Raw genomic sequence first — 26,158 nt, 5'->3', positions numbered from 1 at the left:
CGGGTCGATGGCCTGCCCTGCCGCAGGGCCGGTGCCGGCAGGTCCCGATATCCGCTTGAAAGGGCTGGAATTGTGATCCGGGTACGGGGCTATACTGCCGGCCGGGGCTAGGCTTTGGCCTGCGGTACGGGGACACGGCCGCATCACGTCAGTAGCAGTGCCAGGGGACTTGCATGGATATCGCCGAACTGTTGGCGTTCTCGGTCAAGAACAAGGCGTCCGACCTCCACCTCTCGGCGGGGCTGCCGCCGATGATCCGGGTCGACGGCGACGTGCGGCGGATCAACATCCCGGCGCTCGAGCACAAGCAGGTGCACGCGCTGATCTACGACATCATGTCGGACAAGCAGCGCCGCGACTACGAGGAGTTCCTCGAGACCGACTTCTCGTTCGAGATCCCGGGCCTGGCGCGCTTCCGCGTCAACGCCTTCAACCAGAACCGCGGCGCGGCGGCGGTGTTCCGCACCATTCCCTCCGAGGTGCTGACCCTCGAGGACCTGGGCTGCCCGCCCATCTTCCGCGAGCTGATCCAGCAGCCGCAGGGCCTGATCCTGGTGACCGGCCCGACCGGCTCGGGCAAGTCGACCACCCTGGCGGCGATGCTCGACCACATCAACAAGAACGAGTACGCGCACATCCTCTCGGTCGAGGACCCGATCGAGTTCGTGCACACCTCGCAGAAGTGCCTGATCAACCAGCGCGAGGTGCACCGTGACACCCACGGCTTCAGCGAGGCCCTGCGTTCGGCGCTGCGCGAGGACCCGGACTACATCCTGGTGGGCGAGATGCGCGACATCGAGACCATCCGCCTGGCGCTGACCGCGGCCGAGACCGGCCACCTGGTGTTCGGCACCCTGCACACCAGTTCGGCGGCCAAGACCATCGACCGCATCATCGACGTGTTCCCCGCCGGCGAGAAGCCGATGGTGCGCTCGATGCTGTCGGAGTCGCTGCGCGCGGTGATTTCGCAGGCGCTGCTGAAGAAGGTCGGCGGTGGGCGCACCGCAGCCTGGGAGATCATGGTCGGCATCCCCGCCATCCGCAACCTGATCCGCGAGGACAAGGTCGCGCAGATGTACTCGGCGATCCAGACCGGCCAGCAGCACGGCATGATGACCCTGGACCAGCACCTGCAGGACCTGGTCAAGCGCGGCCTGGTCACGCGTCAGCAGGCCAAGGAATATGCGCGGGAGAAGCGGCTGTTCGAGTGACCGGGCGACCGGCGCTCGGGCAGGGATCGGATTTGGGACCAGTCAAGGCCGGGAAGGGCGAGGGTTGACCGGATCGGGCAGGCGCGCGGCCCGCCCCGACCACCGCCCCGCCCACCGCCGGCCACGCAGGAGCCACCATGAGCAGTATCGACTTCACCTCGTTCCTCAAGCTGATGGCCCACCAGAAGGCCTCGGACCTGTTCATCACCGCGGGCATGCCGCCGTCGATGAAGGTCCACGGCAAGATCCAGCCCATCACCCAGAACCCGCTCACGCCGCAGCAGTCGCGCGACCTGGTGCTGAACGTGATGACCCCGCCGCAGCGCGAGGAGTTCGAGAAGACCCACGAGTGCAACTTCGCCATCGGCGTCTCGGGCGTGGGCCGCTTCCGCGTCAGCTGCTTCTACCAGCGCAACCAGGTCGGGATGGTGCTGCGCCGGATCGAGACCAAGATCCCGACGGTCGAGGAGCTGAACCTGCCGCCGATCATCAAGACCCTGGCGATGACCAAGCGCGGCATCATCATCTTCGTCGGCGCCACCGGCACCGGCAAGTCGACCTCGCTGGCGGCGATGATCGGGTACCGTAACCAGAACTCCACCGGCCACATCATCACCATCGAGGACCCGATCGAGTTCGTGCACAAGCACGAGGGCTGCATCATCACCCAGCGCGAGGTCGGCATCGACACCGACAGCTGGGAGAACGCGCTCAAGAACACCCTGCGCCAGGCGCCGGACGTGATCATGATCGGCGAGGTGCGCACCCGCGAGGGCATGGACCACGCCATCGCCTTCGCCGAGACCGGCCACCTGGTGCTGTGCACCCTGCACGCGAACAACGCCAACCAGGCGATGGATCGCATCATCAACTTCTTCCCCGAGGACCGCCGCAGCCAGCTGCTGATGGACCTCTCGCTCAACCTCAAGGCGGTGATCGCGCAGCAGCTGATCCCGACCCCGGACGGCAAGGGGCGCCGGGTGGCGATGGAGATCCTGCTCGGCACCCCGCTGGTGCAGGACTACATCCGCGACGGCGAGATCCACAAGCTCAAGGAAGTGATGAAGGAATCGACCAACCTGGGCATGAAGACCTTCGACCAGGCCCTGTTCGAGCTGTACCAGGCCGGCGAGATCTCCTACGAGGACGCCCTGCGCCACGCCGACTCGCAGAACGAGGTGCGGCTCAAGATCAAGCTCGCCCAGGGCGGCGACGCCCGTACCCTGTCCCAGGGCCTGGACGGGGTGGAGATTTCCGAGGTGCGCTAGGGGCGCGTCGACGGTCGCGCCGTCCCGGTTTACGGGGCGGGCCCGACACCCCGGGCCCGCGCCTTCGACTGGTGCCTGCCGAGGAGGGCCATCGAGCCCAGCAGGCCACAGAGCGATCCCAGCCACACCAGCAACAGGGGTGGCTGCCACGGCCGGTACTCGAACACGATCTGCGATGGGCCGTCCACGGGGATGGCCGGAAGCAGGCCGTGCTTGTACGACGGGGCGACGGCGGTGCCGTTGACCGCCACCTGCCAGCCCCGACCCAGGCTGGCGGGCACGACCACGAAGCCGCTCCGTGTCCCTTCGTAGCGTAACGTGTACGCGTCCGCCGCGTAGTCGACGATGCTGACCTGGGAGCCGGCCGCGGGGTCGGCGTCATGCGCCAGTCCACGCAGGAAGTAGGGGCCACGCGGCGCCCGGGTGTTCTCAAATACGGAGATGCCCGCTGCCATGAAGACGCGCCGGTAGTGGCCGATGGTGCTGTCACCGACATGGAGGACGTACTCGAGTGATCCCGGGAACGGCCGCGTCCCCACGAACAGCGACTGATCGGTCTCGTCCGCGGCAACGGGAACCGACCACGCCGTCAGGTGCCGCGCGGGGGCTTCGAGCGGCCGGTATGCCAGGGCGAAACGGTAGTTGCCCGGCTGCAGGACGACCGGCTCGGGGAAATGGAATTCCGCCAGCGCGTTGTCTTTCACGGTCCTGGCGTCGATGGCGCTCCTGCCCAGGACGTTGCCGGAGCCGTCTGAAAGCACCAGCGCCACGACTCCCTTGAGGCTGCGTTCTGCATAGGTCGCCAACCGGACCGAAATCGCACGCACCGGCAGGTCCGTCTCGGCGACGTCGAAGTGCTGTACCCATGCGTCCCCGGGCTGCGGCGGAAGCGGTGTCCTCGAAGGCGGATTCTCGCGTGCGGGCCCCCTCGTGAGGTCGTCGGGGTGGTCGACGACGATGTACCTCACGTTGAGGTCCGCAAGCGCCTGCGCCGCGGTGTCGATCGCCTTCGCTGGAAACCGCGAGGCGGTATGCGAGACGCGGTGGCGTTCGACCAGGTCGTCGAGGAGTCGCTTGTGCGCCGGGGTCCGCAGCTGGTGGGCGTACCAATCCCTCAGGCCGAAGGCCCCGATCTCCCCGGAAATGTCGAATGCGCGGTCGGTGATCACGTAGTCGAACGGACCTGCCCGGGACCTCACGTAGGAGACGGCAGGCGGCTCCGGGTAGAAATAGCTGGCGGGCGCGGGGCCGTTGTAGCGTCGGAAGAAGTGGGTGATCTCCGCGATCTGCGCCCCGACCAGCAGCAGCACCAGGATCCGGATCCACAGCGCGCCCGTCCCCGCTGCGCGGCGCCACGCCCGGTCCACCAGTGTCACGCCAAGCAGGATGATGGCGATGTCGAGCACCCCTATCGCGCGCGACCACGAGTTAAAGCTCATGCCCGGGAACCACCCCACGAGCCACATCGGCCAAAGGCCGAACACGAGCCCTCCGACGAGGACCAGCAGCAGGGCCGCGAACAGTGCCAGGCGGGGCGTGGCCCGCGGCCGGATCGCCATGAGGAGCACGGATGCCGCCGCCGCCAAGGTAAGCAGCAACCCCACGTACATCGTCTGCTCGACGCGCTTGTGCTGGTAGGCCCACGGCGGCAACAGGCGCGTCATGTGGCCGGCCCGCAGGTAGCTTCCGCGTCCCTCGCGATAGCCGAGGTCGAACTGCTGCAGCCAGCCGTGGAGCTCGAGCAGGAGCGGCAGGGTGGCGAGGAAGCCGAACGCCGACCCGAGGACGTACCAGGGCAGGGGCGACGGGCCGGACGCGGCGTGCGGATGGCGCAGGCGCCAGGAGACGAGGAAGTACAGGCCGCCCGCGCACAGGATCACCTCCGTGACGAACGGGAAGCCACCGAGGATGACCATCGCCGTGGCCAGTCCCAACCCCACTGCGCTGCGCATGCCGGGGCTGCGCGTGCAGCCGTCGACGGCAAGCAGCAGCCATGGTGCCCAGATCGACGTATGGACATGGGGCCAATAGAGCCAAGCGGCATGGAAGCCGCACACCATGAAGGTGGCCGCCCCGCAGATCGCGGCCGGCAGCCGCACGTGCCGCCGCAGGAACAGGTGCATGCCGAAACCGGCGATCGCTAGGTTGAGCACGATCGCCAGGTGGAACCCAAGCGCCGGCGTCGGAGCCACGGCGAAGACCGCGAACGCCGGCGTGAACATGCTGTAGGTGGGCACCAGGAAGGTCACGCCCCCCGCGGCGATGTCGTTCCATTTCGGGAAATGCCCGGAACGGATCTGCTCGCGTGCGTTGATCCAGTACGGGAGCAGCCCGTTCAGGACGTCCGAACGCTCCCCGTGGCGCGCGGGCTGCCCCTCGTCCGCCCAGGAGAACGCATGCTGCTTGACCAGCACGTCCAACGGCGTGATCGATTCGCCCCGGAACGGGTTCGCGCCCATGATGCCGAAGGCGAGCAGCAGGTAGGCGATGAACAGGACCGGGCGCGAACGCATCGCACCGCCGCGCGTTCCGGCGGTGGGGTCGTGGCGCCAGGGCTGGGTCAGGGAGATGTGCCGCGCGTCGCTCACGGGCCGGACTCGTTCAAGGCCCACCCGGGGCCGGTGCGAAGACGCTTGTCGCCATCAGCGCCGCCCATCGTGCCGGTCGCGCCCCGGGGCCGGGGAGTTCCGACCGGAGATCGAATCCTCCATTCTCTGGATCCGCCAGTTGAGCTTCTCCAACAGCTTCCGGTTGACCGCGATCAGTTCCGAGATGATGGCCATCATCCACGCCATGGCGCCCAGCAGGATGCACAGGGCCGAAAGGATGACCGACTGGATCCGACCGCTGCCGTCGCCGGTCACATAGAAGTAGACGAATCTCAGCCCGACCAGCAGGCCGATGACGCCCAGTAGTGTTCCCACGGCGGCGAACAGCCGCATGGGGCGGTAGATCACCACCACCCGGAGGATGGTGACCAGTGACCTGCGGACGTAGCTCGAAATGCTCTTGACCAGGCGCGACGGGCGCAAGTCCGCGTTCGTCCTGATCGGCACCGAGTACACGCGCAGATTGCTCAGGCCCGCCTGGATGATCGTCTCCAGGGTATAGGTATAGGCGTTGAAGACGTTGAGCCGCATGGCCGTTTCGCGGGAAATGGCGCGGAATCCGCTGGGCGCGTCGGCCACCTGTGTCTTGCTGGCCATCCGCACCGCCCAGCTGCCGAAGCGTTGCAGCTTCTTCTTGATCCAGGAGAAGTGTTCGGTCTGGTCGATCGGCCGCGCGCCGATCACCATGTCCGCCTGGCCGGCGAGGATGGGGGCAGTCAGCTTCGGGATGTCGGCCGCCTGGTACTGGTTGTCGGCGTCGGTGTTGACGATCACGTCGGCGCCGAGCCGGAGGCAGGCATCAAGACCGGTCATGAAAGCGGTCGCCAGGCCACGGTTGACCGGATGGCGCACGACGTGGTCCACACCCAGTTCGCGCGCGACCGCGGCGGTCCGGTCCGTTGACCCGTCGTCGACCACGAGCCATTCGACGCGGTCGAATCCGGGCACCTCGCGCGGAAGGTCGGCGATCGCGATCCCCAATGTTGCTTCCTCGTTGAGGCAGGGGATCTGGATGATCAGTTTCATGCGTTGCCTTTGCCAGGTGGTTGCGCAGGCGCTGCCCTTCGGCGGTCCTGGATGCGAATGCGGATTCAGCCCGGATGACGCCGTCGAGCGCCCGATAGCATGCCCAACCCGGCCAAAAATACCAGCAGGTCGGATCCGGTGGAAAGGATGCGGAACGTCAGCGCGATGACCACTGCCTGCTCCCGCCCCACGAGCGGCGTGAGGCCTTCGGTGAGCATGAGTTCGCGGATGCCGATACCCGCCGGTGCGCCGGGAGTGACGAACCCGAGGAGCCAGGCGCAGGCGAACAGTCCCAGGGTGATTGGGAAGGCATCGAAGGACAGCAGTGTGCCGCCGGGATCGAGCAAGGACAGGGACAGCGCGCTGAGTACGATCCCGGCGAGGATCAGCGCGGCCGACACGGCGAGCAGTCCCTTGGAACGGCGATCTGGCCGCAATAGCGGATCGACCGCCTCCAGTAGCGCGGCGATGCGCGGGTGCCGTCGCTGCTTGTGCAGCACCACGCTGGCGCCGCCCAGCAGGATGCCCGCGCCGGCCAGGGCCGTCACGAGCGCGGGCACGTCCAGGTCGAGCCGTCCGAGCCAGAACTCTAGCAAGGGCAGCCCGAGCACCGCCATCCATGCGACAACCAGGCCGGCCTCGACCACCATCGTCGCGACCACCGTGGCGCCGGGAAAGCCGTAACTGGCCGCCAGTGCCACGCGCCCGAGATGGTGGCCGACGTTACCGGGCAGGTACTTCCCGAACTGGGTGGTGGCGAAGATGCCCGAACTGACGCGCCACGACGCTGGAACCCGCCCGGCAAGGAGCAACGCGTGCCAACCGCTGGCAAAGGCCGCGTACGCGACGAGGAAGGCGCACGACGCCGGGACCAGCTGCGGAAGGGCCCCCAACAGGTCGATGCTTCCGTCGGAAACGAGTCCCGCGACCTGCCTGGAGAACAGCACCAAACAGGCGATGGCCAGGCCGGCGCCCGCGAGCGTCAGCCATCCGCGCCTCATCGCCGGCATTCGATGAAGATCCTGGCTTCGAAGTACCGTCCGACCCAGGGCAGGTGCCGCAACGGATCGACCAGTTTCAGGATGTTGTAATGCGGGATCAGGGAAACGCGGATGTCCTGCTCCTGGAATCCCGCGGCCATGAGCACCCGGACATTGTCCCGGCTGTCCCTGACCGCGATATGTTCGGGACGCTGCTTGAGAATGAAGCCCGAATCGCGCATGCGCTCCATGAAGAAGTCGAGGTTGGGCGTGTGCAGGTAGAGCCTGCCGCCCGGCTTGAGGGTCCGGCGGATCGCGGCGAGGATCGGGATCAGGTCCTCGTCCGCGACGTGTTCGCTGAAATCCAGGGCCGTAGCGACGTCAAACTCATCGTGGTGGGATTGGGCGAACGCGACGATGTCGGTACAGTGGAACTCGCAGTTCGTGGCGCCAAGCCGCGCAGCGCGGGCCTTCGCGGCCGCGATGAAGTCTTCGGAGAAATCCACGCCGACGTAGTGCTCGACGATGTCGTGTACCTCGCCGAGCAGCATGGCGTTGCCGCAGGCGTAGTCCACCAGGCGTGTGCGCGGACCGAGTTGCATCGAGGGGATGAGGCGGGAGATCCGCGACACGGGCTTGCGCTCGTAGCGGCGGACGTACTCGCCGGAGTGCAGGGCCTTGCTGCGATCCTCAGCTGACTCAGTCATGGCGGGTGCCCTGTGTGGTCGGGAAGGAACAGGAAGTTGTAGATCTCCGGCGGGGCCTCCCACGACATCGGGCGCAGCTGGTCGCCATCCAGCACGTGGCAGCGGTACCCCAGCGATCGGACCAGCTCGACGATCCGCATGAACGCCTGCCGGGTGTGCCGGCTCCGGTCCACCTCCACGAGCAGGACCGGCCTGTCGCGGGCGAGCAGCTGCCTGGCCCCCTGCAGCACCGACCACTCGTGCCCCTCGACGTCGATCTTGATGAACGACACGCCCTGCAGTGCGAGCGCGTCGAGCGCCACCACACGGACCACCGTCTCCACGCACGGCTGACCGGGGTGTTCGAAGGAGGCGCGGGTCTTCACCTCGCGCCCGTCCTCCAGGGGGACGTGGAGCGTCAGCGCGCCGCCCTCGGCCCCCGCAGCCACGTTGTGCACGGTGACCAGGCCGCCCAAGCGCGAGCCCGCTGCCCAGGCCTGGATCACTTCGCAGCATGAAGGCTGCGGTTCGAGCGCGTGGACGCGGACCCCGAGCCGGGCTAGGGCATACGTGTAGATGCCGACGTTGGCGCCCACGTCCACCGCGACTCCGCCGGGTCGCGAGGCGAGGAGGGAGGGCAGCAGCGCGATTTCCGGCTCCAGCGAGCGAAGAACCTGCTGCGCGCGATAGCGCAGCGGCAGGCGCACGCGAAGCGGGAGCAGCCGCTCCAGCGTTTGCAGGCGCCTTGCATAGGCGGACAGTCCCATGGCGCGCTACCTGTCGTCCTCGCCGGGCCGCGGCGCGCCATCGTGCTCCCGGACCTCCTGCCGGACGAACCCGCAGATGTCGTCCGCCAGCGCGTCCCATGTGTTCCGCGCCACGAAGTCCTCGATGCCCTGGGCAAGGCCGGCCGCGGACTCCCGGGTGATGCGGCCCAGGGTTCCCGCCAGGTCCGCCGGGGAGCCGGGGGCGACCAGCCAGCCGGTGGAGCCTTCGACGACCGCGTCCTTCAGCCCGCCGACCCTGGTGGCCAGGACAGGCGTGCGGTAGTGGTAGGCGAGCGCGACCACGCCGCTGCCGGTGGCATCGAGGTAGGGCAGCGCCACCACGTCCGCGCGTGCGAAGTACTCGGCGGCTTGCGCATCGTCGACGTACTCCAGGCGGACCTCGAGGTTGGTGCCGAGGCGTTGCCGGCTTGATTCGATGGCCTTGCCGTCGGCCTGGTCCCAGCACTCCCCGACGACGGTGAGGAATACCCCGTCATCGGCCATCGACTCGAGGGCCTCCAGGAGTACGTTCAACCCCTTGTATGGACGGATGAAACCGAAGAACAGCACTTCGAGGCGCCCGCGCTTGGGCAGGAGCCCGCGCGGCGCCGGGAACCGGTCGTAGACTGGATGGAGTCGATGCAGGACCGGCGCATCGGGCCGCAGGGCGCCGATCGCTGCCGCCTGCTCTGTCGAGTGGACGATGTAGGCGTCGGCGCTCGACAGCAAGCGGTTGGCCAGCCGGGCCTTCGTCCGGCCGGCATCGTGGTCGGCGAGGTTGTGTCCTAGGAAAACGACGCGGATGCCGCGCTTGCGAAGCTGCCGGGCAATCAGTGCGAACACAGGGGCCCAGAACAGGGTCCACCAGTGGAAAATGACGCACGTGCACCCGCTTGCGGCGACCATGTCGACCGTCCGCTTCCAGCTCAAGGGCGAGAGCGGGTCGAGCAGGTAGTACGCGTCCGGCTCGCGCTGGCCGTCTGTGTCGCGCTCCACGTCGCTCTGGCCCGGATAGAGCCAGCGGGGATATTGGCGCTTGAACGAGATCGCGACCAGGCGGGCGACCCTCGGCCCGAGGGCCCGCTTGAGCGAGGTGTTGTACTGCGCGATACCGCCGCGATAGGGCCAGATCGGCCCGATCAGCGCGAGCGACAGTGGAGCCGCGTGCGAGCCGGCGGTCTCCCGTGGTCCCGGCTCGGCAATCCTCAAAGCGCCGCCTCGAGCTCCGGCAACAGCGTGAACAGGTCGCCCACCAGGCCGACGTCGGCGATCTCGAAGATCGGCGCGTCCGGATCCTTGTTGATCGCCACGATCGTGCCGGCGTCCTTGATGCCGGTCAGGTGCTGGATCGCGCCGGAGATGCCCACCGCCAGGTACAGCTCGGGGGCGATGATCTTGCCGGTCTGGCCGACCTGCAGCTCGTTCGGGACGTAGCCGGCGTCGACCGCCGCGCGCGAGGCGCCCACCGCCGCGCCGAGCTTGTCGGCCAGCTTGTAGATGATGTCGAAGTTCTCCTTCGACCCCACGCCGCGACCGCCCGACACCACCCGCCTGGCGCTCTGCAGGTCGGGGCGGTCGGACTTGCCCTGGGCCAGGCCCACGAAGCGGGTGTGGGTGGGCAGGGTGGCGGAGATGCTGGCCGCCTCGACCGGCGCGCCGCCGTCGCGCGCGGCTTCCGGCCACGACGCGGTGCGCACGGTGGCCACCACGACCTGGTCGGCCGGCGCCTCGACGGTGATGATCGCGTTGCCCGCGTAGATCGGGCGCTTGAACACGTGCGGCCCCTCGACCGCCATCAGGTCGGACACCTGGGCCACGCCCAGCAGCGCGGCCACGCACGGGGCGAGGTCCTTGCCGAAGGTGGTGCTGGGCAGGAACACGTGGCTGTAGTCCTTCGCCAGTTCCGCGACCTGCGGCGCCAGCACCTGGGCGATGGGATGCGCGTTGGCCGGGTTGGCCACGGCGCGCACCCGGGTCACGCCCGAGATCTTCGCGGCCTCGGCGGCGACGGCGGACGGATCGGCGGCGAGCACCGCGACGTCGATGGCCTCCGGCGAGAGCGCCAGCGCGGCGCTGACGGTGCGCGCCGTGGAGGCGTTGAGGGCGCCGTCGAGGTGTTCGGCGATGACGAGGACGTTGGACATTGCGCAATCTCTCCTGGTGGTCGGGCGGGTCGCGCGTGGCCCGCGGGCCGCCGCCCGGTTCGCCCGCCGGTGCGGGCCGCGTGGATGCCTAGAGCAGGCCCTTCTGCTTGAGGACCGAGACCAGTTCGGCCACGTCCTTCACCATCACGCCCCGGCTGCGCCCGGTCGGCGCGGCGTGGTGCGTGGTGCGCAGGAAATCGCCGGACTCGACGCCCAGGTCCGCGAACGGGACCGTCTCCATCGGCTTGCTCTTGGCCTTCATGATGTCGGGCAGCTTGATGAAGCGCGGCTCGTTCAGGCGCAGGTCGGTGGTCACCACCGCCGGCAGGTCGACCTCCAGCGTCTCCAGGCCGGCGTCGACCTCGCGCGTGACCGTGGCCTTGCCGTCGGCGATCTCCAGCTTCGAGGCGAAGGTGGCCTGCGGCCGGCCCCAGAGCGTGGCCAGCATCTGCCCGGTCTGGTTGGCGTCGTCGTCGATCGCCTGCTTGCCCAGCAGCACCAGGTCCGGCTGCTCCTTTTCCACCAGCTTGAGCAGGGCGCGGGCGGCGGTGAGCGGCTGGATCGGCTGGTCGGCGACCACGTGGATGGCGCGGTTGGCGCCCATCGCCAGGCCGTTGCGCAGGTGCGCGGCGGCGTCGGCCGGGGCGATCGTGGCCACCACCACCTCGGTGGCGATGCCCTTGTCGCGCAGGCGCAGCGCCTCTTCGAGCGCAATCTCGTCGAACGGATTGGCCGACAGTTTGACGCCGTCGGTGACCACGCCAGAGCCGTCCGGCTTGACCTGGATGCGGACGTTCGCGTCCACCACGCGCTTGTACGCGACGAGGATCTTCATCTTGTGGGGCTCCCGGAGCAGGAATCTGGGCGCCCGCCGCGGGCCGGCGGGCGGAGCCCCGCGATTCTACCCGGCCGCTGCCGTACGGGCGAGTATGCGGATCAGCCGTCGCGGCGCGCGTAGGGGTAGGGGGCGGCGGGGTCGGTGGGATCGGGCTCTCCGCAGGCCCCGGCGGCGGTCGCCACGCGGAAGCCGGCGGCGTCCACGCACAGGCCGAACAGGCGCTCGACCGCGTGCGCGCAGGTGCCGTCGACCTGGCCGCGTTCGGACTCGAACAGCTGCGGGTCCAGGTGCGCGTCGAGCAGCGGGCGCAGGGCCTCGAGCCTGACCCAGAACATGCTGCCGGCCACGAAGCGGTCAGCCTCCGGGTCGAAGGGCGGCAGGCCGAGCCGGGTTGCCAGGCGGCGCACGTTGGCCTCGTTGGCGCCCCAGAAGTACCCCAGTGGCTGCAGGTGGCCCTCGGGCGCCACCAGCCCCAGGGCGGGATCGGTGGCGAAGGCCTCCAGCAGCGCCGGCACGCGGGCCGGCGCCAGCAGCCGGTCGAGCAGTTCGGCGCGCCAGCGCTCGCCGTCCCAGCGATGGTCGGACTGCTTGGTGTGGAGCTTGAGCACCACCTCGACGCCCTCGTCCAGCAGCCGGTCGGCCACGTGCAGGAACGGCAGGATGTCGCGGCCGCGGTTCTCGAACACCAGCACTTCGGCCGTGGTGCCGGCCCGGTCGAGGGCGTCGCGCACGGCATCGGCGCGCTCGGGCGCCGTGGTCACCACCAGGCGCCAGTCGAGGCCGCTGGCGCGCAGGCGTTCGAGCAGTTCCGGCAGCACCTCGACGTACCAGGCGTGGACCACGGCGCAGGGACGGCGGTCGGGCTCCGGCGGCCGCGCCGCGCGCCACAGCGCCTGGCGGGTCGCTTCCAGCCAGGCATGGCCCAGGCGCGCGTCCGGCTCGAGCACCGCCCCTTCCGCCCACTCGTTCCAGGCGTTGATGAAGACCAGGCGCTCGCCGGCCGGCACCCCCTCCAGGCGCCGGGCGATGCTGTCGTGCAGCCAGTCGCGGTAGCCGCGGGGCGAGGCGTGCAGGTAGACGTGGCCCCGGCCGGGGCGGCGCGGTTCATTGTCCCAGCCCGGGTTCACGCCGGGGAACAGGCGGTAGCCGGGCATGGGGCGGCGCCGCGCATCCTCCGCCATCGCGCGCCAGTCGAGCACGTCGCCGCGGTGGTCGGGGTTGAGCAGCAGCTGCCGCTCGCAGATCGAGCGCGGCGGGGACAGGTTGGGCGGGAACTCCACCGCCGAATCGAAGCCGATGTCGGCCGGGTCCGGCCGTTCGAACGACTGCACGTAGGCCAGGTGGATCTCGCCGATGCCGTGTTCGCGGCACCACTCGCGCCAGCGCCGGGCGGTGGCGGCCGGATCGGGCATCAGGCCCGGGCGGTACACCAGCAGCATTGGCTTGCCGTCCACCCGCAGCGCGTTGGGCGCGCGCAGGTAGTCGGCAACGTAGGCGATGAAGGCCAGGTCGTCCCCGTCGCCGTGCTGCTGGGCGATCAGCACGTCCTGTTCGCGCCCGTCCCAGCGCCGCGACCAGCTTTCGTTGGCCCAGCACAGGCAGAACGGGAAGTCGATCTCCGGGTCGCGGAGCCACTGCCGCAGCGGCGTTTCGAGCAGGGTGCGGCCGCCGAACCAGTAGAAGTAGAAGCAGAACGCGCCGATCCCGTACTCGCGCGCCAGCCGCGCCTGCTCGCGCATCACGCCCACGTCGCGCAGGTCGTAGAACCCGAGGTCGGCCGGCAGCCGCGGCTGGTGGTGGCCGTCGAACTGGGGCAGGGCGCGGGTGACATTGCGCCATTCGGTGAAGCCGCGGCCCCACCAGGCGTCGTTCTCCGGGATCGGGTGGAACTGCGGCAGGTAGAACGCGACCAGCGTCGCCGGGAGCGGCGAGGGCAGCGTGCCGTCGCGCCGGGGAACGTGTCCGATCGCGGGCTGGTCGGCGCGGACCGGGTGGCCCAGGCCGAGCGCTTCCTCCACCAGGCGGCCGCGGCGCCGGTACGGCACCAGGGCCGGGAAACGGGCCACGAACCACTCGCGCCACCGGTCGCGCGTGGCGTCGCCCAGCGGCAGCAGGCGGAACGCCGCGCGCAGTGCGTTGAACAGGGCTGCGCGCAGGCGGTCGCGGGGACGTCGGCTCATGCGCCTATGATCCCAGAAAGCGATGGCCGCGACGCGATGGCGGTGGACGACCGGCGCGGCTTGCGGCGCGCCCGGCCATCGACCCGCAGACGGCGCTGGGTAGAATCACCATACCAGCGGAGCCGAGGATTCCATGAGCACATCCAAGCGGTACCCGGACGCGCGCGCTGCGCTCGCCGACCTCGTCGCCGACGGCCAGACCCTCGCCGTGGGCGGGTTCGGGCTGTGCGGCATCCCCGAAGCGCTGATCGCCGCGCTGCGCGATTCCGGCGTCAAGAACCTCACCGTCATCTCCAACAACGCGGGCGTCGACGGCTTCGGCCTCGGCCAGCTGCTCGAGACCCGGCAGATCCGCAAGATGATTTCGTCCTACGTCGGCGAGAACAAGGAGTTCGAGCGCCAGTACCTGGGCGGCGAGCTCGAGCTCGAGTTCAACCCGCAGGGTACGCTGGCCGAGCGCCTGCGCGCGGGCGGCGCCGGCATCCCGGCCTTCTTCACCCGCACCGGCTACGGCACGGTGGTGGCCGAGGGCAAGGAAACCCGCCAGTTCGACGACGGCCACTGGTACGTGCTGGAAACCGCGCTCAAGGCCGACCTCTCGCTGGTCAAGGCGTGGAAGGCGGACGAGGCCGGCAACCTCGTGTTCCGCAAGACCGCGCGCAACTTCAACCCGGCCTGCGCCATGGCCGGCCGGGTCTGCGTGGCCGAGGTCGAGGAGATCGTGCCGATCGGCGACATCGATCCCGACCACGTGCACCTGCCCGGCATCTACGTCGACCGCCTGGTGCTCAACCCCACCCCCGAGAAGCGCATCGAACAGCGCACCGTCCGCCAGGAGGACAAGTAATGGCCTGGACCCGCGACGAGATGGCGCGCCGCGCCGCACAGGAACTGACCGACGGCGCCTACGTGAACCTGGGCATCGGCCTGCCGACCCTGGTGGCCAACCACATCCCCGAGGGCATGGACGTGTGGCTGCAGTCCGAGAACGGCCTGCTGGGCATCGGGCCGTTCCCGACCGAGGACGAGGTCGACGCCGACCTGATCAACGCCGGCAAGCAGACCGTCACCGCGCGCCCGGGCGCGAGCTACTTCGGCAGCCACGACTCCTTCGCCATGATCCGTGGCGGCCACATCGACCTGGCCATCCTCGGCGCGATGCAGGTCACCGACAAGGGCGACCTGGCCAACTGGATGGTGCCCGGCAAGATGGTCAAGGGCATGGGCGGGGCCATGGACCTGGTGGCCGGGGTCAAGCGGGTCGTGGTGCTCATGGAGCACACGGCGAAGAACGGCGAACACAAGATCCTGCCCGAGTGCACCCTGCCACTCACGGGGGTCGGCGTGGTCAACCGGATCATCACCGACCTGGCGGTCTTCGACGTGACCCCGCAGGGACTCAGGCTGGTGGAAACCGCGCCAGGCGTCGAACTCGACGAGCTCAAGGCCAGGACCGGGGTCGGGTTCGCCTCGTGACAGGCGCGAGGCCGCCGGTCGCCCCGGGCTGCCACCGGGAACGCGGGGGGACGGGCATGACCTGGTACCGGGACCTCAGCCCGGTCCTCGCCGAGGGCGTCCATGGGATCGCCTTCCCGGTGGCAGGGGACGCCCCGGGCGCCAGCGTGTCCTACCCCGAAGCCGGGCACGGGGCCTGCTTCGACATCGAAGACGCATCCTTCTGGTTCAGGCACCGCAACGAGGCCATCTCGGCGATGGTGCGGCGCCATCCGCCCGACGGCCTGCTGCTGGACGTGGGCGGGGGGAACGGGTACGTCGCCCAGCGCCTGGTCCGCGACGGCTGGCCGGTCGCCCTGCTGGAGCCGGGCGTGCAGGGCGCCACCAATGCGCGCCTGCAGCGGGGGCTGGAGCGGGTCGTCTGCGCGGACTTCTTCCAGGCGCGCATCAGTCCCGGCAGCGTCGGCGCCGTGGGCCTGTTCGACGTGATCGAACACGTCGAAGACGATCGGGCGATGGTCGAGGAGCTTGCCCGAGTGTTGCCGCCCGGGGGCCGGGTCTACATGAGCGTCCCCGCCCACGCCTGGCTGTGGTCGCAGGCGGACGTCGACGCCGGCCACTTCCGCAGGCACACCTTCGATTCGATGTCCAAGCTGCTGGACGGCCTCTTCGAGCTCGAGTACTGGAGCTACTGTTTCCGGCCGCTCCTGTTGCCACAGCTGCTCCTGCGTGCGCTGCCGTTCCGGATGGGGCTGGGCAGGCAGACCCCTCCCGGGCGCGCCGAATTCGAGCATGGCGTCGACCGTGGACTGGCGGTGCGCACGCTGGAACGACTCCTCCGGCCCGAGCTGGACGCGATCGCCGCGGGCAGGCGCCTGTCTGTGGGGGCCAGCGCGATCCTGGTGGCGCGCAGGCGCCGCCGCGGCTGACCAGTCCAGCGCTTGCGGGCCGTGCGCCCGGGGATGGTCGAATGCGCGCACCGGCTGGCGTGATGGAAGTTTCCTCACCGGCCTGGCCGTGTTCGACGTCGCGGCCGACGGGGCTCGGGCTGCGCGGACGGGCCCCGGCGTGGCCTGGACCAGGCATGGGCCAAGACCGCGGCCGCGTTCTCGAACTCCCTGTGACGCCGTGCTTTCAGCTGTGATTTAACTTTCTCCCAGCATACGGCCCGCGTATGCTGCGACACTGCCCGCCTCAGGGGGGCGACTCACCACATTCGGGAACGCGACATGCGCAAACACCTGCTGGGATGGATGCTGATCGCCGGGCTGGCGGCCTGCACCTCGGACACCGAACCCAACTCCTTCGCGTCCGCGCCTGTCGCAGACCCCTCCGCTTCGCCCGTGCCGGACACCGCCGCGGGGGCCGCCCTCCCCGGGCGGGCGGCGGGCAGCACCAGTTTTGCCTCGCTGCCCGATCGTGGCGAGCTGCTGGCCTACGGCGGTGCACGCAAGAGCCGCCAGTCGGGTGCCTACCACTACCATCCGGTCGCCCTGAGCGAGGAGCACGCGCTCAACGCCATCGCCAGCGGCGAAATGGTGCTGACCACGCCCGATGGCGAGACGCTCCGGCTCGGCTACGAGAACCACGAGGAACATCCCGACGGCAACTGGACCTGGATCGGCCGCAACGCCGATGGAAGCAGCGCGGTCCTGACCTTCGGCGAGAAGGCCGTCTTCGGCCTGTTCACCCGTGGAGACGAGCAGTTCCGGGTGCGCACCGACCGGACCGGGGCCTGGGTGGTCGCGACCGACCGCACCCGACTGCCCCCGGGTGACGCGCACCGCGACCGGTCCGATGTGCTGCTGCCGCCCGAGCATGGCGCACTGGCCGCCGCCGGCATCCGCCACCTGCAGAAGGCGGCCCCGAGTGCGAACAACGTGACCGCGGCTGCCGCGGTCGTGGACGTGCTGCTCGGCTATTCGACCGGCCTGGTCCAGCAGCTCGGCAGCCAGTCGGCGGCCCAGACCCGCATGGCCAACCTGGTGGCCGCGGCCAACGCGGCCTACGCCAACAGCGGCGTGAACCTGCGCCTGCGGGCCGTGTACGCGCTGCAGGTGGACTACGCCGACACCACCACGAACGAGGACGCGCTGCAGCAGCTGACCGGCTACGACGCGGGTGCCGGCCGGCCCATCACGCCCAACAGCGCCTTCAATGCGCTGCGCGAAGCGCGTGACGAGTACGGCGCCGACCTGGTGGCCTTCGTGCGCCGCTACCGGGAACCCGAGCAGAGCGGATGCGGCATCGCCTGGCTGCTGGGCATGAACGGGTCGGGCATCGACGCATCGCGCGATGCCGAGTTCGGCTACGCGGTGATCAGCGACGGCGAAGACCTCGACGAAGGGGACGGATTCAGCTACTTCTGCAGCGACTTCTCGCTGGCGCACGAGTTCGGCCACCTGATGGGGCAGGCCCACAACCAGGAAGACGCGGCCGGCCGCGCCGGTGCGCACAGCTATTCCTACGGCTACCGCGAGACGTCGCCGTCGGGCTTCTTCACGATCATGGCCTACCCGCTGGGTGACGGCCAGCTCGAGATTCCGCACTTCGCCAACCCGTCGGTGCGCTACCAGAACCGGCCCACGGGCAGCGCCGGTGCGGATAACGTCCGCAGCATGAACCAGACGATGCCGATCGTGGCCCAGTTCCGCGACACGGTCGTGCCAATCCGGAAAGTTCGGCGAGACGTGAATGGCGACGGTCGCTCGGACCTGTTCTGGCTGGGGGGCACCACGAGGTTCGCGCATTGGCTGATGAATGCGCATGCCGCGAGCTTCAAGTCGCCTTCCAAGAACGTGACCGGCTACACCTATGTCGGCAGCGGCGACCTGAATGGCGACGGCCGGACCGACATCGTCTGGAGCGGCGCGGATGGCACGTGGATGTGGCCTTCCACCGGCGCGGCCTTCGGCAAGGCCGTCAAGATCACCAACCCGTTGAACGGCTGGCGGGCCATCGGCGTCGCCGACATCAATGGCGACGGCCTGGACGATCTGCTCTGGCATAACACCAGCACCAGGAGGTTCGCGTACTGGCTAATGAACGGCCACGTCGCGACCTACCAGTCCCCGTCATCCGACGTCTCGAACTACCAGTTGGTCGCGATCGGCGATTTCAACGGCGATGGGCTGGACGACCTGGTGTGGTCGAACGGTTCGCGGATCTGGCTGTGGCGCAGCGGCGGCAACGCCGGCTTCACGCCACTGCTGATCGGGAGCCATCCCGCGGGCTGGGCGATCCGCGGAGCGGTGGACCTGGATGGCGACGGGCGGGCGGATCTCCTGTGGCACCAGCCGGCCCAGCGGAAGTTCTCGTACTGGCTGATGAACAGTAACGTGGCCACGAAGAAGGCCGCCTCGACCAACGTCACCGACTACCAGCTCGCGGCATTCGGCGATTTCAACGGCGACGGGTTCGGCGACCTGGTGTGGACGAACAACACCAGGGTGTGGATGTGGATTGGCGCGGAGGAGGTTGATTTCACCTCCAAGCTCGTCGGCAGCCACCCCTCGGGCTGGACGATCCGATAACGACAGCCTGCCGTGCGCTCCCTCCCGGCGGCAGCCTGGTGGGGGAGCCTGCTTTCCGCGGCGTCGCATGGGGTTGGCAGCTGGCCCCGGCCACGCCCGGGGCCAGGCGTTCTCCAGGACATGGCATGGGCCGACGCCGGCCCGGGCGTCCCATGCGGGACGCGCGTGGCGGTCTTCCGGGGGGTGGGCAGTGCGCGTCCGCGCGCCGGCGCAACCCGGAGGGACTCAGTTGCCGCCGCGTGGGCGCTCCCCGCGGTGCGCGTTGCCCGAAGCGAGGATCCAGTGCGCCAGTTCCCTGGTGACGTCTTCAAGGCTGCGCGAAAACGCGTCGACGACTTGGGCGACCTCGGTGCCGGAGGCGCGCCGGGCGGCGTGAAACGTCCGCGAGGCGACGATCGACTGGTCGAAGCCGTGGATCAGCTTGGCGTTGAATTCGATGGCGGCGGCGGGCACGGCGGCGCCGGCGTAGTCCGCCTCGAAGCGGCGCAGATCGATCACCAGCTTGTAGTCCGAGGAGACGCCGGCGCCCTGGCGGGCGACCGACGGCAGCTTGCCTGAATCCTCCAGCGCGCGCAGCAGCGCGTCCTGCAGCATGTCGGTGGGCGTCTTGGCCCAGGCGGCGCCGCGGTAGACCTGCAGCTCGTTCGGCGTGGGCCGCACCGCGATCCGGAAGCTGTCGATCGCGCGCGCGCCCAGCGGCGGGCTGAGCGAGAGCTGCCAGTCCGCGGCCGGGGCGGAGGGGTCGATCGCCACCCGCGGGTCGGGGGCGTAGATCGTCGATCGCTCTCGCTCGTTGCCGCCGCCAAGCAAGGAGCAGCCCGCCAGCGACGCGAGCAGCAGGGGCACGAGCAGCCGGGCGCGGCGGGGAAGGCGGGACGGGGGCACTGCGCTCACGGTTCGAACTCCTTCGGGGCATCGCGGCCGAGCAGGTAGCGCGCCGGGTTGGCATCGAGGCGGTCGCTGATCCGGCGCAGGTCGCGGATCAGGCTGCGCAGCTCGCCCAGGGTGGGGCCGAGCTGCGACAGGCCGTCGTTGGCGAAGCTGTTGATGGCCGCGCGGTTCTCGTTGAGGATCGTATCGGCGCCGCGTGCGGCCGAATCCAGCCGGTCCAGGGTGCCATCGATCTTCTCCATCAGCCGCGGCAGGTTCTGCGCCAGTTCGCGGTCGAAGGTGTCGAGGGTGCGGTTGGCCGAGGCCATGGTGACGGTCAGCTGCTGGCTGGCGGTACGCGCGTTGACCAGGATCTCGCGCATGTCCTCGCGCTGCCCGGCGATCGCGCCGGTCATCGACTCGATGTTGTCGAGCGTGGCGGAGATGCGCGCGACGTTCTCCTCGCTGAGCACCTGGTCGAGGCGCTCGACCAGGCGGTTGGCGGTGTCGGCGATGTTCTGCAGCGCCGAGGCCGCGGTCTCGATCACCGGCGGTTCGCCATCCGGTCCGGCCACCAGCGGCGGCGCGTCGGGGCTGCCGCCGGTGAGCTGGATGATCGGCGGCCCGGTGAGGCTGGTCATCGACAGCCGCGCCTGGGTGTCGACCTTGACCGGGGTACTTGCCTGCAGCCGCAGGTGGGCGATGACCTGGCGCGGGTCCTCGGGCGCGAGCATCAGTTGCTCGACGGTGCCGACCGCGATGCCGTTGTACTGCACGCTGCTGCCTTCGGTGAGCCCGGTGACCGGTTCGCGGAACACCACCCGGTAGTCGTGCCAGCTGCGGTCGGACGAGTACTTGGCGGCCCACAGCGCGAACAGCAGCAGGAACACCGTGACCGCGATCGTGAACGCACCGATGAGGACGTAGTTGGCCTTGGTTTCCATGCGTCAGGACTCCTCCGTGGCGCTCGCCGCCACGCGCGCGGCCGCGCGGCCGCGCGGTCCGTGGAAATAGTCGCGGATCCAGGGGTGGTCGTGGCGCTCGATCTCCTCGAGCGGGGCCGCGGCGACCACCTTGCGGTCGGCGAGCACGGCGACACGGTCGCAGATCGTGTAGAGCGTGTCGAGGTCGTGGGTGATCAGGAACACCGTCAGGCCCAGCGCCTGCTGCAGGGTCCGGATCAGGCGGTCGAAGGCGGCGGCGCCGATCGGGTCCAGGCCGGCGGTCGGCTCGTCCAGGAACAGCAGCGGCGGGTCCAGGGCCAGCGCCCGCGCCAGCGCGGCGCGCTTGCGCATGCCGCCCGAGAGCTGCGAGGGCAGCTTGTCCAGCGCATCGGCCGGAAGTCCGGCCAAGCGCACCTTGAGCAGGGCGAGCTCGTAGCGCAGCGAGTCGGGCAGCCCGGGGTGGTGCTCTTTCAGCGGGACCTCGACGTTCTCGCCCACGGTCAGCGAGGAGAACAGGGCGCCGTCCTGGAACAGCACTCCGGTGCTGCGCTCCAGATGCAGACGGTCGGCCGGGTCGTCCGAGCGCGGGTCCACGCCCAGCACCTCGATCTGGCCGGCGTCCGGCCGGCGCAGCCCGATCAGCGAACGCATCAGCACCGACTTGCCCGAGCCCGAGCCGCCCACCACGCCGATGATCTCGCCCTCGTACACGTCCAGGTCGAGCCCGTCGTGCACGGTCTGGCGGCCGAAGCGGTTGACCAGGCCGCGCACGCGGATCAACGCCGGCCGGTCGTCGCCGTGGGCCGGATCCTGCCGCTGGGGGTGCGGGTCGGCGGCCATGCTCACCAGTCCATGTACATGAACCAGATCGCGGCGAGCGCGTCGAACACGATCACCAGCGAAATCGTCTGCACCACGCTCGAGGTGGTGCGTTCGCCCACCGACTGCGCCGTGCCCTTGACCTGCAGGCCCTCGAGGCAGCCGATCAGCCCGATCACCAGCGCGAACAGCGGCGCCTTGGACATGCCGACCAGGAAGTGGCGCAGCTCCATCTCCTGGTACATCCGCGCCAGGTAGGCCTGCGGCGGGATGTCGAGGCTGAAGGCGCCCACCGACAGGCCGCCGAGCAGGCCCGACATCATCGCGATGAAGGTCAGCAGCGGCAGCATCACCAGCAGCGCGACCACGCGCGGGATCACCAGCAGGTCCACCGGGTCCAGGCCCAGGGTGCGGATCGCGTCGATCTCCTCGCGGCTCACCATCGCCCCGATCTGGGCGGTGAACGCGCTGGCGGTGCGGCCGGCGAGCAGGATCGCGGTCAACAGCACCCCGAACTCGCGCAGGAACGCGATCGACACCAGTTCGACCACGAAGATCGTGGCCCCGAAGTCGGCCAGGATCTGCGCGCCCAGGAACGCGATCACCGCGCCGACCAGGAACGAGAGCAGGACCACCAACGGCACCGCGTCCAGGCCCACCTGCTCCATGTGGTGCACGGTGGAGGTGAGCCGGAAACGCTGCGGGGCCAGCACGGTGCGGCCGAGCTTGACCAGGGTCTCGCCGAGGAAGCTCACCAGGGCCACGATCTCCTGCGCGTTGTCGTGCACCGCGTAGCCCAGTCGCGCCAGGGCGGCGGCGAACCCGTACTCGCGCTTGGCCGCGGGGCGGCCGCCGTGCACGTCCTCGATCGCCGCCACCAGGGCCTGGTGGTCGTCGCGGAAGCGGAAGCCCGCGTAGTCCATGCCGGTGCGCTCGGCGTGGCGCAACAGCTGGAGCACGCCGAGCGAATCGAGCCGCTGCACGGCCGCGGCGTCGACGCAACGGGCGTCGCCGGGCGCCGCGCGCAGGACCTTCCCGATTTCGTGCGCCTGTCCGATCGTCCAGTGTCCGGACAGGCGCAGCACCGACGGATCGGCAGGGTCGGCGGTGGCGGACGGCGGCTGTGGCGTGGGCGCAGTCATCGCAGGCGAGGATACAGGCAAGCCCCCTTCGACGGCAGCCGGCGGCGCCCGGCTGCCGCGCCGGCGCGGGTCATGCGATCCTGTCGCCATGCCTGCACCGCAGATGCCCACCGCCGCCAGCGCCGCGGCCTTCGCCACCCGCATCGAGTTCGTGGTCGAGCTCGCCGGGCAGCTGCACCGCTACGGCACCACCGCGCAGCGCCTGGAAGGCGCCATCGAGGCGGTCGCGCGGCGCCTGGGGCTCGACTGCGAGCCGTGGAGCAACCCCACCGGCCTGATCCTGAGCTTCAGCGATCCGCAACAGCCGCCGGGCGTCAGCCATACCACCCGCGTGATCCGGCTGCCGCCGGGCGAGACCAACCTCCACAAGTTGTGCGAGGCCGACCGGATCGCGGAGGAGGTGCTGGCCGGTCGCCTCGACATCGTCGAAGGGCACGCGGCCCTGCGCGCGCTCAAGCGCGATGGCGGCTGGCGCAGCCACCTGCAGCAGGTCGCGGGGTTCGGGTTGGCGGCAGCGAGCATGGCCGGGCTGCTGCGGCTGCCGTGGCTGGACATCGCCACCGCCGCGGTGATCGGGACCCTGGTCGGCCTGCTCGGCATCCTCAGCCGCGGCCGTCCGCAGATGCGCGAAGCCGACGAAGTGTTGGCCGGCGTGGTGGCCGGCGGGTTGGCCGCGCTGGTGGCCACCTTCGTGGCGCCGCTCAACCTCAACACCGTCGTCATCGCCTCGATGATCGTGCTGATGCCAGGCATGGCGCTCACCAATGCGTTCAGCGAGCTCACCAGCCAGCACCTGATCTCGGGCACCGCGCGCCTGTTCGGGGCGCTGGCCACGCTGCTCAAGCTCACGGTGGGCACGATGATCGCGCTGATCGCGCTGCAGCTGCTCGGCCTGGAGCCGCAGGTGCGCGCGCTGCGGCCGCAGCCGGCCTGGGTGGAGTGGGGCGCGGTGGTGACGGCGTCCTGGGCCTTCGCCGCGCTGTTCCGCAGCGGGCGGCGCGACATCGCGCTGGTGATGGCCGCGGCGATCGCCGGTTACCAGATCTCGCGCCTGGGCGGGCAATGGCTGGGCAGCCCGATCGGGGTGTTCCTTTCGGCGCTGGTGATCACCGTGGCCGGCAACGGCTACGCGCAATGGCGCAACCGGCCGGGGGCGCTGATCCGGGTGCCGGGCATCATCATGCTCGTCCCGGGCAGCACCAGCCTGCGCACCTTGCTGGTGGCGGTGCAGCAGCAGGACGTGGTCGCGGGCCAGCAGGCGGCGATCACCGTGCTCAACGTGCTGCTGGCGCTGATCGCCGGCCTGCTGGTCGGCAACCTGCTGCTGCCGGCCCGGCGCAGCCTCTGAGGCGCGCCGCGCCAGCCTGGCGCAGCCGGACGACGCCGGACGCTGCCGGCGGGTCCGGCGACCCGCGGCTACTTCTTCTTGATCAGGAAATCCTCGAGCTTCTTGCCCTTGGCGAGCTGCGCCGCCAACCAGCGCGGATGCTTGCCGCGGCCGGTCCAGGTTTCCGCCGGATTGGCCGGGTTGCGGTACTTCGGCGGCACCTTTCGCCCGGCGGTGGTTTTCCTGGCCGTCTTCTTGGCCGCCTTGGCGGTGGCCCTGCCGACCGTGGCACCGGGACCGAACAGTTCCTGGATGGTATAGCCCTCGGCCGTCGCGAAATCGACGATCCGCTTGCGGATCGAGGCGATCGGCTTGCGCTTCTTCAAGATGGTCTTGCGGCGCTTGGCCTCGGCGATGAGGGTATCGAGCTCCTTGGGGGAAAGTGCGGTCAAATCGATTGCCATCAAAACTGACTCCGGTCTGGAAAAGGAAAATGCATCCCTGCAGGCGCGAATGATAATGGAAGCCGCGCATGCGCGCCCGCGCACCAGCCAGGCCGGCATTATCCCAAGGGTATTCCCGGATTATCCCGGCGCGCCGTTCATCGTCCGGCCAGCCGCGTGAACAGCGCGTCGCGATCGAGCTGCTCGGGGGCGTCGGCTGCGCGCGCGCGGTATTCGAACGTCCCGGCCGCCAGCCCGCGTTCGGACACCACCACCCGGTGCGGGATGCCGATCAGTTCGATATCCGCGAACATCGCCCCGGGCCGCAGGCCGCGGTCGTCCAGCGCGGTGTCCAGGCCGGCCTCGTTGAGCGCGCGGTACAGGTCCTCGGCGGCCGCGGCCACGTCCGGGTTCCCCTTCGGGTTGATCACGCACACCACCGCGCGCCATGGCGCCATCGCCTCCGGCCAGCGGATACCGGCCTCGTCGTGGTTCTGCTCGATCGCCGCGGCGACGATGCGCGAGACGCCGATGCCGTAGCAGCCCATGGACGGGTGCACCGGCTGGCCCGATTCGTCGAGCACGGTGCAGCCCATTGCTTCGGAGTAGCGCTTGCCCAGCGCGAACACGTGGCCTACCTCGATGCCGCGGGCCAGCGACAGCACGCCCTTGCCGTCGGGCGACGGGTCGCCGGCGACCACGTTGCGGATATCGGCCACCACGTGCGGTTCGGGGAGGTCGCGGCCCCAGTTCACCCCCGCCAGGTGCGCGCCCGGCGCGTTGGCGCCGACCACGAAATCGGCCATCGCCGCCACGCTGCGGTCGGCCAGCACGCGCACGTCGTCGCGCACGCCCACCGGGCCGAGGAAGCCGGGTTCGCAGCCCAGGTGCGCCTGGATCTCGGCCTCGGTGGCCATGCGGAACCCGGCCATGCCGGGGACCTTGGCCAGCTTGATCTCGTTGACCACGTGGTCGCCCCGCACCAGCGCGAGCACGAAGCCTTCCTCGGCCATCAGCGCCACCGACTTGACCGTGCGCGCGAGCGGGATCCCGAGCAGCGCGGCGACGTCCTCGCAGGTCTTCTGCACCGGGGTGTCGACCTTGCGCATCGACTCCGACGGGGCGGGGCGTTCGCCCGGCGCGAGCGCTTCGGCCAGTTCGACGTTGGCCGCGTAGCCGGAGGACTCGCAGAAGGCCAGCGCGTCCTCGCCCGAGTCGGCCAGCACGTGGAACTCGTGCGAGGCGCTGCCGCCGATCGCGCCGGTGTCGGCCGCGACCGCCCGGAAACGCAGGCCCAGGCGGGTGAAGATCCGCTCGTAGGCTTCGTACATCGGGCGGTAGCCGTTCTCCAGCAGGTCGTCCTCGTCGACGTGGAAGGAGTAGGCGTCCTTCATCACGAACTCGCGCGCGCGCATCACGCCGAAGCGCGGGCGGATCTCGTCGCGGAACTTGTTGGTGATCTGGTAGAAGTTGACCGGCAGCTGCCGGTAGCTGCTGAACTCGTGGCGGAAGAAGTCCGTCACCGCCTCCTCGGCGGTGGGCGTGAAGCAGTATTCGTGGTCCTTGCGGTCGCGGATCTTGAGCAGCTGCGGGCCGAACTTCTCCCAGCGCCCCGTTTCCTCCCACAGTTCGCGCGGCTGCACCGACGGCATCGCCATCTCGAGCGCGCCGGCGCGGTCCATTTCCTCGCGCACCACCGCTTCGACCTTGCGCAGCACGCGCAAGCCCAGCGGCGACCAGGTGTAGAGCCCGGCGGCCAGCCTGCGGATCATGCCGGCCCGCAGCATCAGGCGATGGCTGGCGACCTCGGCTTCGGCGGGGGTTTCCCTTTCGGTATGGAGATGGAACTGCGACAGGCGCATCTTTCGACTCGGGACAGCGGGATGCGCATTCTGCCATGGCCCCCGCGCGGGGCT

General features: G+C 69.8%; 22 protein-coding genes. 7 read left to right on the top strand and 15 right to left on the bottom strand.

What is annotated here, in order from left to right:
* Positions 1–173 precede the first annotated feature (173 nt).
* Positions 174–1,211 carry a type IV pilus twitching motility protein PilT gene (locus tag FQY79_RS06170; RefSeq protein ID WP_146311736.1) on the top strand — a complete coding sequence of 346 codons (1,038 nt, stop codon included), beginning with the start codon at positions 174–176 and terminating at the stop codon, positions 1,209–1,211.
* Positions 1,212–1,348: 137 nt separating this feature from the next.
* On the top strand, positions 1,349–2,479 hold the full coding sequence (locus FQY79_RS06165; RefSeq protein WP_146311735.1) for a PilT/PilU family type 4a pilus ATPase: 1,131 nt from the start codon (positions 1,349–1,351) through the stop codon (positions 2,477–2,479).
* A 29-nt stretch (positions 2,480–2,508) separates the two neighbouring features.
* On the opposite strand, the gene FQY79_RS06160 is transcribed toward FQY79_RS06165, so the two are convergent.
* The 9 genes from FQY79_RS06160 to FQY79_RS06120 all read right to left on the bottom strand — a co-directional run bounded on the left by FQY79_RS06160 (position 2,509) and on the right by FQY79_RS06120 (position 13,709).
* Positions 2,509–5,067: a hypothetical protein gene (locus FQY79_RS06160; protein ID WP_146311733.1), complete on the bottom strand. Its 2,559-nt coding sequence runs from the start codon at positions 5,065–5,067 to the stop codon at positions 2,509–2,511.
* Positions 5,068–5,121: 54 nt separating this feature from the next.
* Positions 5,122–6,114, bottom strand: a complete 993-nt coding sequence (locus tag FQY79_RS06155; RefSeq protein WP_146311731.1) for a glycosyltransferase family 2 protein — start codon at positions 6,112–6,114, stop codon at positions 5,122–5,124.
* 65 nt (positions 6,115–6,179) lie between these two features.
* Positions 6,180–7,115 carry a lysylphosphatidylglycerol synthase domain-containing protein gene (locus tag FQY79_RS06150; protein WP_186759817.1) on the bottom strand — a complete coding sequence of 312 codons (936 nt, stop codon included), beginning with the start codon at positions 7,113–7,115 and terminating at the stop codon, positions 6,180–6,182.
* On the bottom strand, positions 7,112–7,801 hold the full coding sequence (locus FQY79_RS06145) for a class I SAM-dependent methyltransferase (protein ID WP_146311727.1): 690 nt from the start codon (positions 7,799–7,801) through the stop codon (positions 7,112–7,114). The genes FQY79_RS06150 and FQY79_RS06145 overlap by 4 nt, the downstream gene beginning before the upstream one ends.
* Complete coding sequence (locus tag FQY79_RS06140; RefSeq protein WP_146311725.1) at positions 7,798–8,547, bottom strand: FkbM family methyltransferase; 750 nt, start codon at positions 8,545–8,547, stop codon at positions 7,798–7,800. The genes FQY79_RS06145 and FQY79_RS06140 overlap by 4 nt, the downstream gene beginning before the upstream one ends.
* 6 nt (positions 8,548–8,553) lie before the next feature.
* The gene (locus FQY79_RS06135) at positions 8,554–9,756 is read right to left on the bottom strand and encodes a glycosyltransferase (protein WP_146311723.1); all 1,203 of its coding nucleotides are present in this window, start codon (positions 9,754–9,756) and stop codon (positions 8,554–8,556) included.
* Positions 9,753–10,691 carry an electron transfer flavoprotein subunit alpha/FixB family protein gene (locus FQY79_RS06130; RefSeq protein WP_146311721.1) on the bottom strand — a complete coding sequence of 313 codons (939 nt, stop codon included), beginning with the start codon at positions 10,689–10,691 and terminating at the stop codon, positions 9,753–9,755. Before FQY79_RS06130 ends, FQY79_RS06135 begins: the two co-directional genes overlap by 4 nt.
* 88 nt (positions 10,692–10,779) lie before the next feature.
* Complete coding sequence (locus FQY79_RS06125) at positions 10,780–11,526, bottom strand: electron transfer flavoprotein subunit beta/FixA family protein (protein WP_146311719.1); 747 nt, start codon at positions 11,524–11,526, stop codon at positions 10,780–10,782.
* Between the two features lie 101 nt (positions 11,527–11,627).
* On the bottom strand, positions 11,628–13,709 hold the full coding sequence (locus tag FQY79_RS06120) for a glycoside hydrolase family 99-like domain-containing protein (RefSeq protein WP_146311717.1): 2,082 nt from the start codon (positions 13,707–13,709) through the stop codon (positions 11,628–11,630).
* A gap of 133 nt (positions 13,710–13,842) precedes the next feature.
* Here FQY79_RS06120 and FQY79_RS06115 point away from each other — a divergent pair, with 133 nt between their 5' ends.
* The 4 genes from FQY79_RS06115 (at position 13,843) to FQY79_RS06100 (ending at position 18,697) form a co-directional block, all read left to right on the top strand.
* Entirely contained in the window at positions 13,843–14,556 is a 714-nt protein-coding gene (locus FQY79_RS06115) for a CoA transferase subunit A (RefSeq protein WP_146311715.1), read from the top strand.
* Complete coding sequence (locus FQY79_RS06110) at positions 14,556–15,185, top strand: CoA transferase subunit B (RefSeq protein WP_146311713.1); 630 nt, start codon at positions 14,556–14,558, stop codon at positions 15,183–15,185. Before FQY79_RS06115 ends, FQY79_RS06110 begins: the two co-directional genes overlap by 1 nt.
* Positions 15,186–15,241: 56 nt before the next feature.
* Positions 15,242–16,093 (top strand): class I SAM-dependent methyltransferase, encoded by an 852-nt coding sequence (locus tag FQY79_RS06105; protein WP_146311711.1) that lies wholly within the window; start codon positions 15,242–15,244, stop codon positions 16,091–16,093.
* 300 nt (positions 16,094–16,393) lie between these two features.
* Positions 16,394–18,697 carry a reprolysin-like metallopeptidase gene (locus FQY79_RS06100; RefSeq protein WP_146311709.1) on the top strand — a complete coding sequence of 768 codons (2,304 nt, stop codon included), beginning with the start codon at positions 16,394–16,396 and terminating at the stop codon, positions 18,695–18,697.
* A 225-nt stretch (positions 18,698–18,922) separates the two neighbouring features.
* On the opposite strand, the gene FQY79_RS06095 is transcribed toward FQY79_RS06100, so the two are convergent.
* From FQY79_RS06095 to FQY79_RS06080, 4 genes are read right to left on the bottom strand one after another with little or no spacing between them, the layout of a single operon-like run.
* The gene (locus tag FQY79_RS06095) at positions 18,923–19,582 is read right to left on the bottom strand and encodes an ABC-type transport auxiliary lipoprotein family protein (protein WP_146311927.1); all 660 of its coding nucleotides are present in this window, start codon (positions 19,580–19,582) and stop codon (positions 18,923–18,925) included.
* A gap of 5 nt (positions 19,583–19,587) precedes the next feature.
* Positions 19,588–20,511 carry an MlaD family protein gene (locus tag FQY79_RS06090; protein ID WP_146311707.1) on the bottom strand — a complete coding sequence of 308 codons (924 nt, stop codon included), beginning with the start codon at positions 20,509–20,511 and terminating at the stop codon, positions 19,588–19,590.
* A gap of 3 nt (positions 20,512–20,514) precedes the next feature.
* Positions 20,515–21,351 (bottom strand): ABC transporter ATP-binding protein, encoded by an 837-nt coding sequence (locus tag FQY79_RS06085; protein ID WP_146311705.1) that lies wholly within the window; start codon positions 21,349–21,351, stop codon positions 20,515–20,517.
* A gap of 2 nt (positions 21,352–21,353) precedes the next feature.
* A complete protein-coding gene (locus FQY79_RS06080; protein WP_146311703.1) occupies positions 21,354–22,472 on the bottom strand; it encodes an ABC transporter permease in 1,119 nt (372 codons plus the stop codon).
* A gap of 88 nt (positions 22,473–22,560) precedes the next feature.
* Here FQY79_RS06080 and FQY79_RS06075 point away from each other — a divergent pair, with 88 nt between their 5' ends.
* Complete coding sequence (locus tag FQY79_RS06075; protein WP_146311701.1) at positions 22,561–23,820, top strand: threonine/serine exporter family protein; 1,260 nt, start codon at positions 22,561–22,563, stop codon at positions 23,818–23,820.
* A gap of 68 nt (positions 23,821–23,888) precedes the next feature.
* Here FQY79_RS06075 and FQY79_RS06070 read toward each other — a convergent pair whose 3' ends face one another.
* Together FQY79_RS06070 and FQY79_RS06065 are read right to left on the bottom strand one after the other, a co-directional pair.
* Positions 23,889–24,362 carry an H-NS histone family protein gene (locus tag FQY79_RS06070; RefSeq protein ID WP_246123021.1) on the bottom strand — a complete coding sequence of 158 codons (474 nt, stop codon included), beginning with the start codon at positions 24,360–24,362 and terminating at the stop codon, positions 23,889–23,891.
* A 38-nt stretch (positions 24,363–24,400) separates the two neighbouring features.
* Positions 24,401–26,104: a proline--tRNA ligase gene (locus FQY79_RS06065; RefSeq protein ID WP_146311699.1), complete on the bottom strand. Its 1,704-nt coding sequence runs from the start codon at positions 26,102–26,104 to the stop codon at positions 24,401–24,403.
* Positions 26,105–26,158: the final 54 nt, after the last annotated feature.

The sequence above is a fragment of the Luteimonas wenzhouensis genome (genome assembly GCF_007859305.1).
GTDB classification, from domain to species: domain Bacteria; phylum Pseudomonadota; class Gammaproteobacteria; order Xanthomonadales; family Xanthomonadaceae; genus Luteimonas; species Luteimonas wenzhouensis.
Note: the sequence above shows the minus strand (reverse complement) of the source record. Positions and strands in the feature narration are given on the sequence as shown.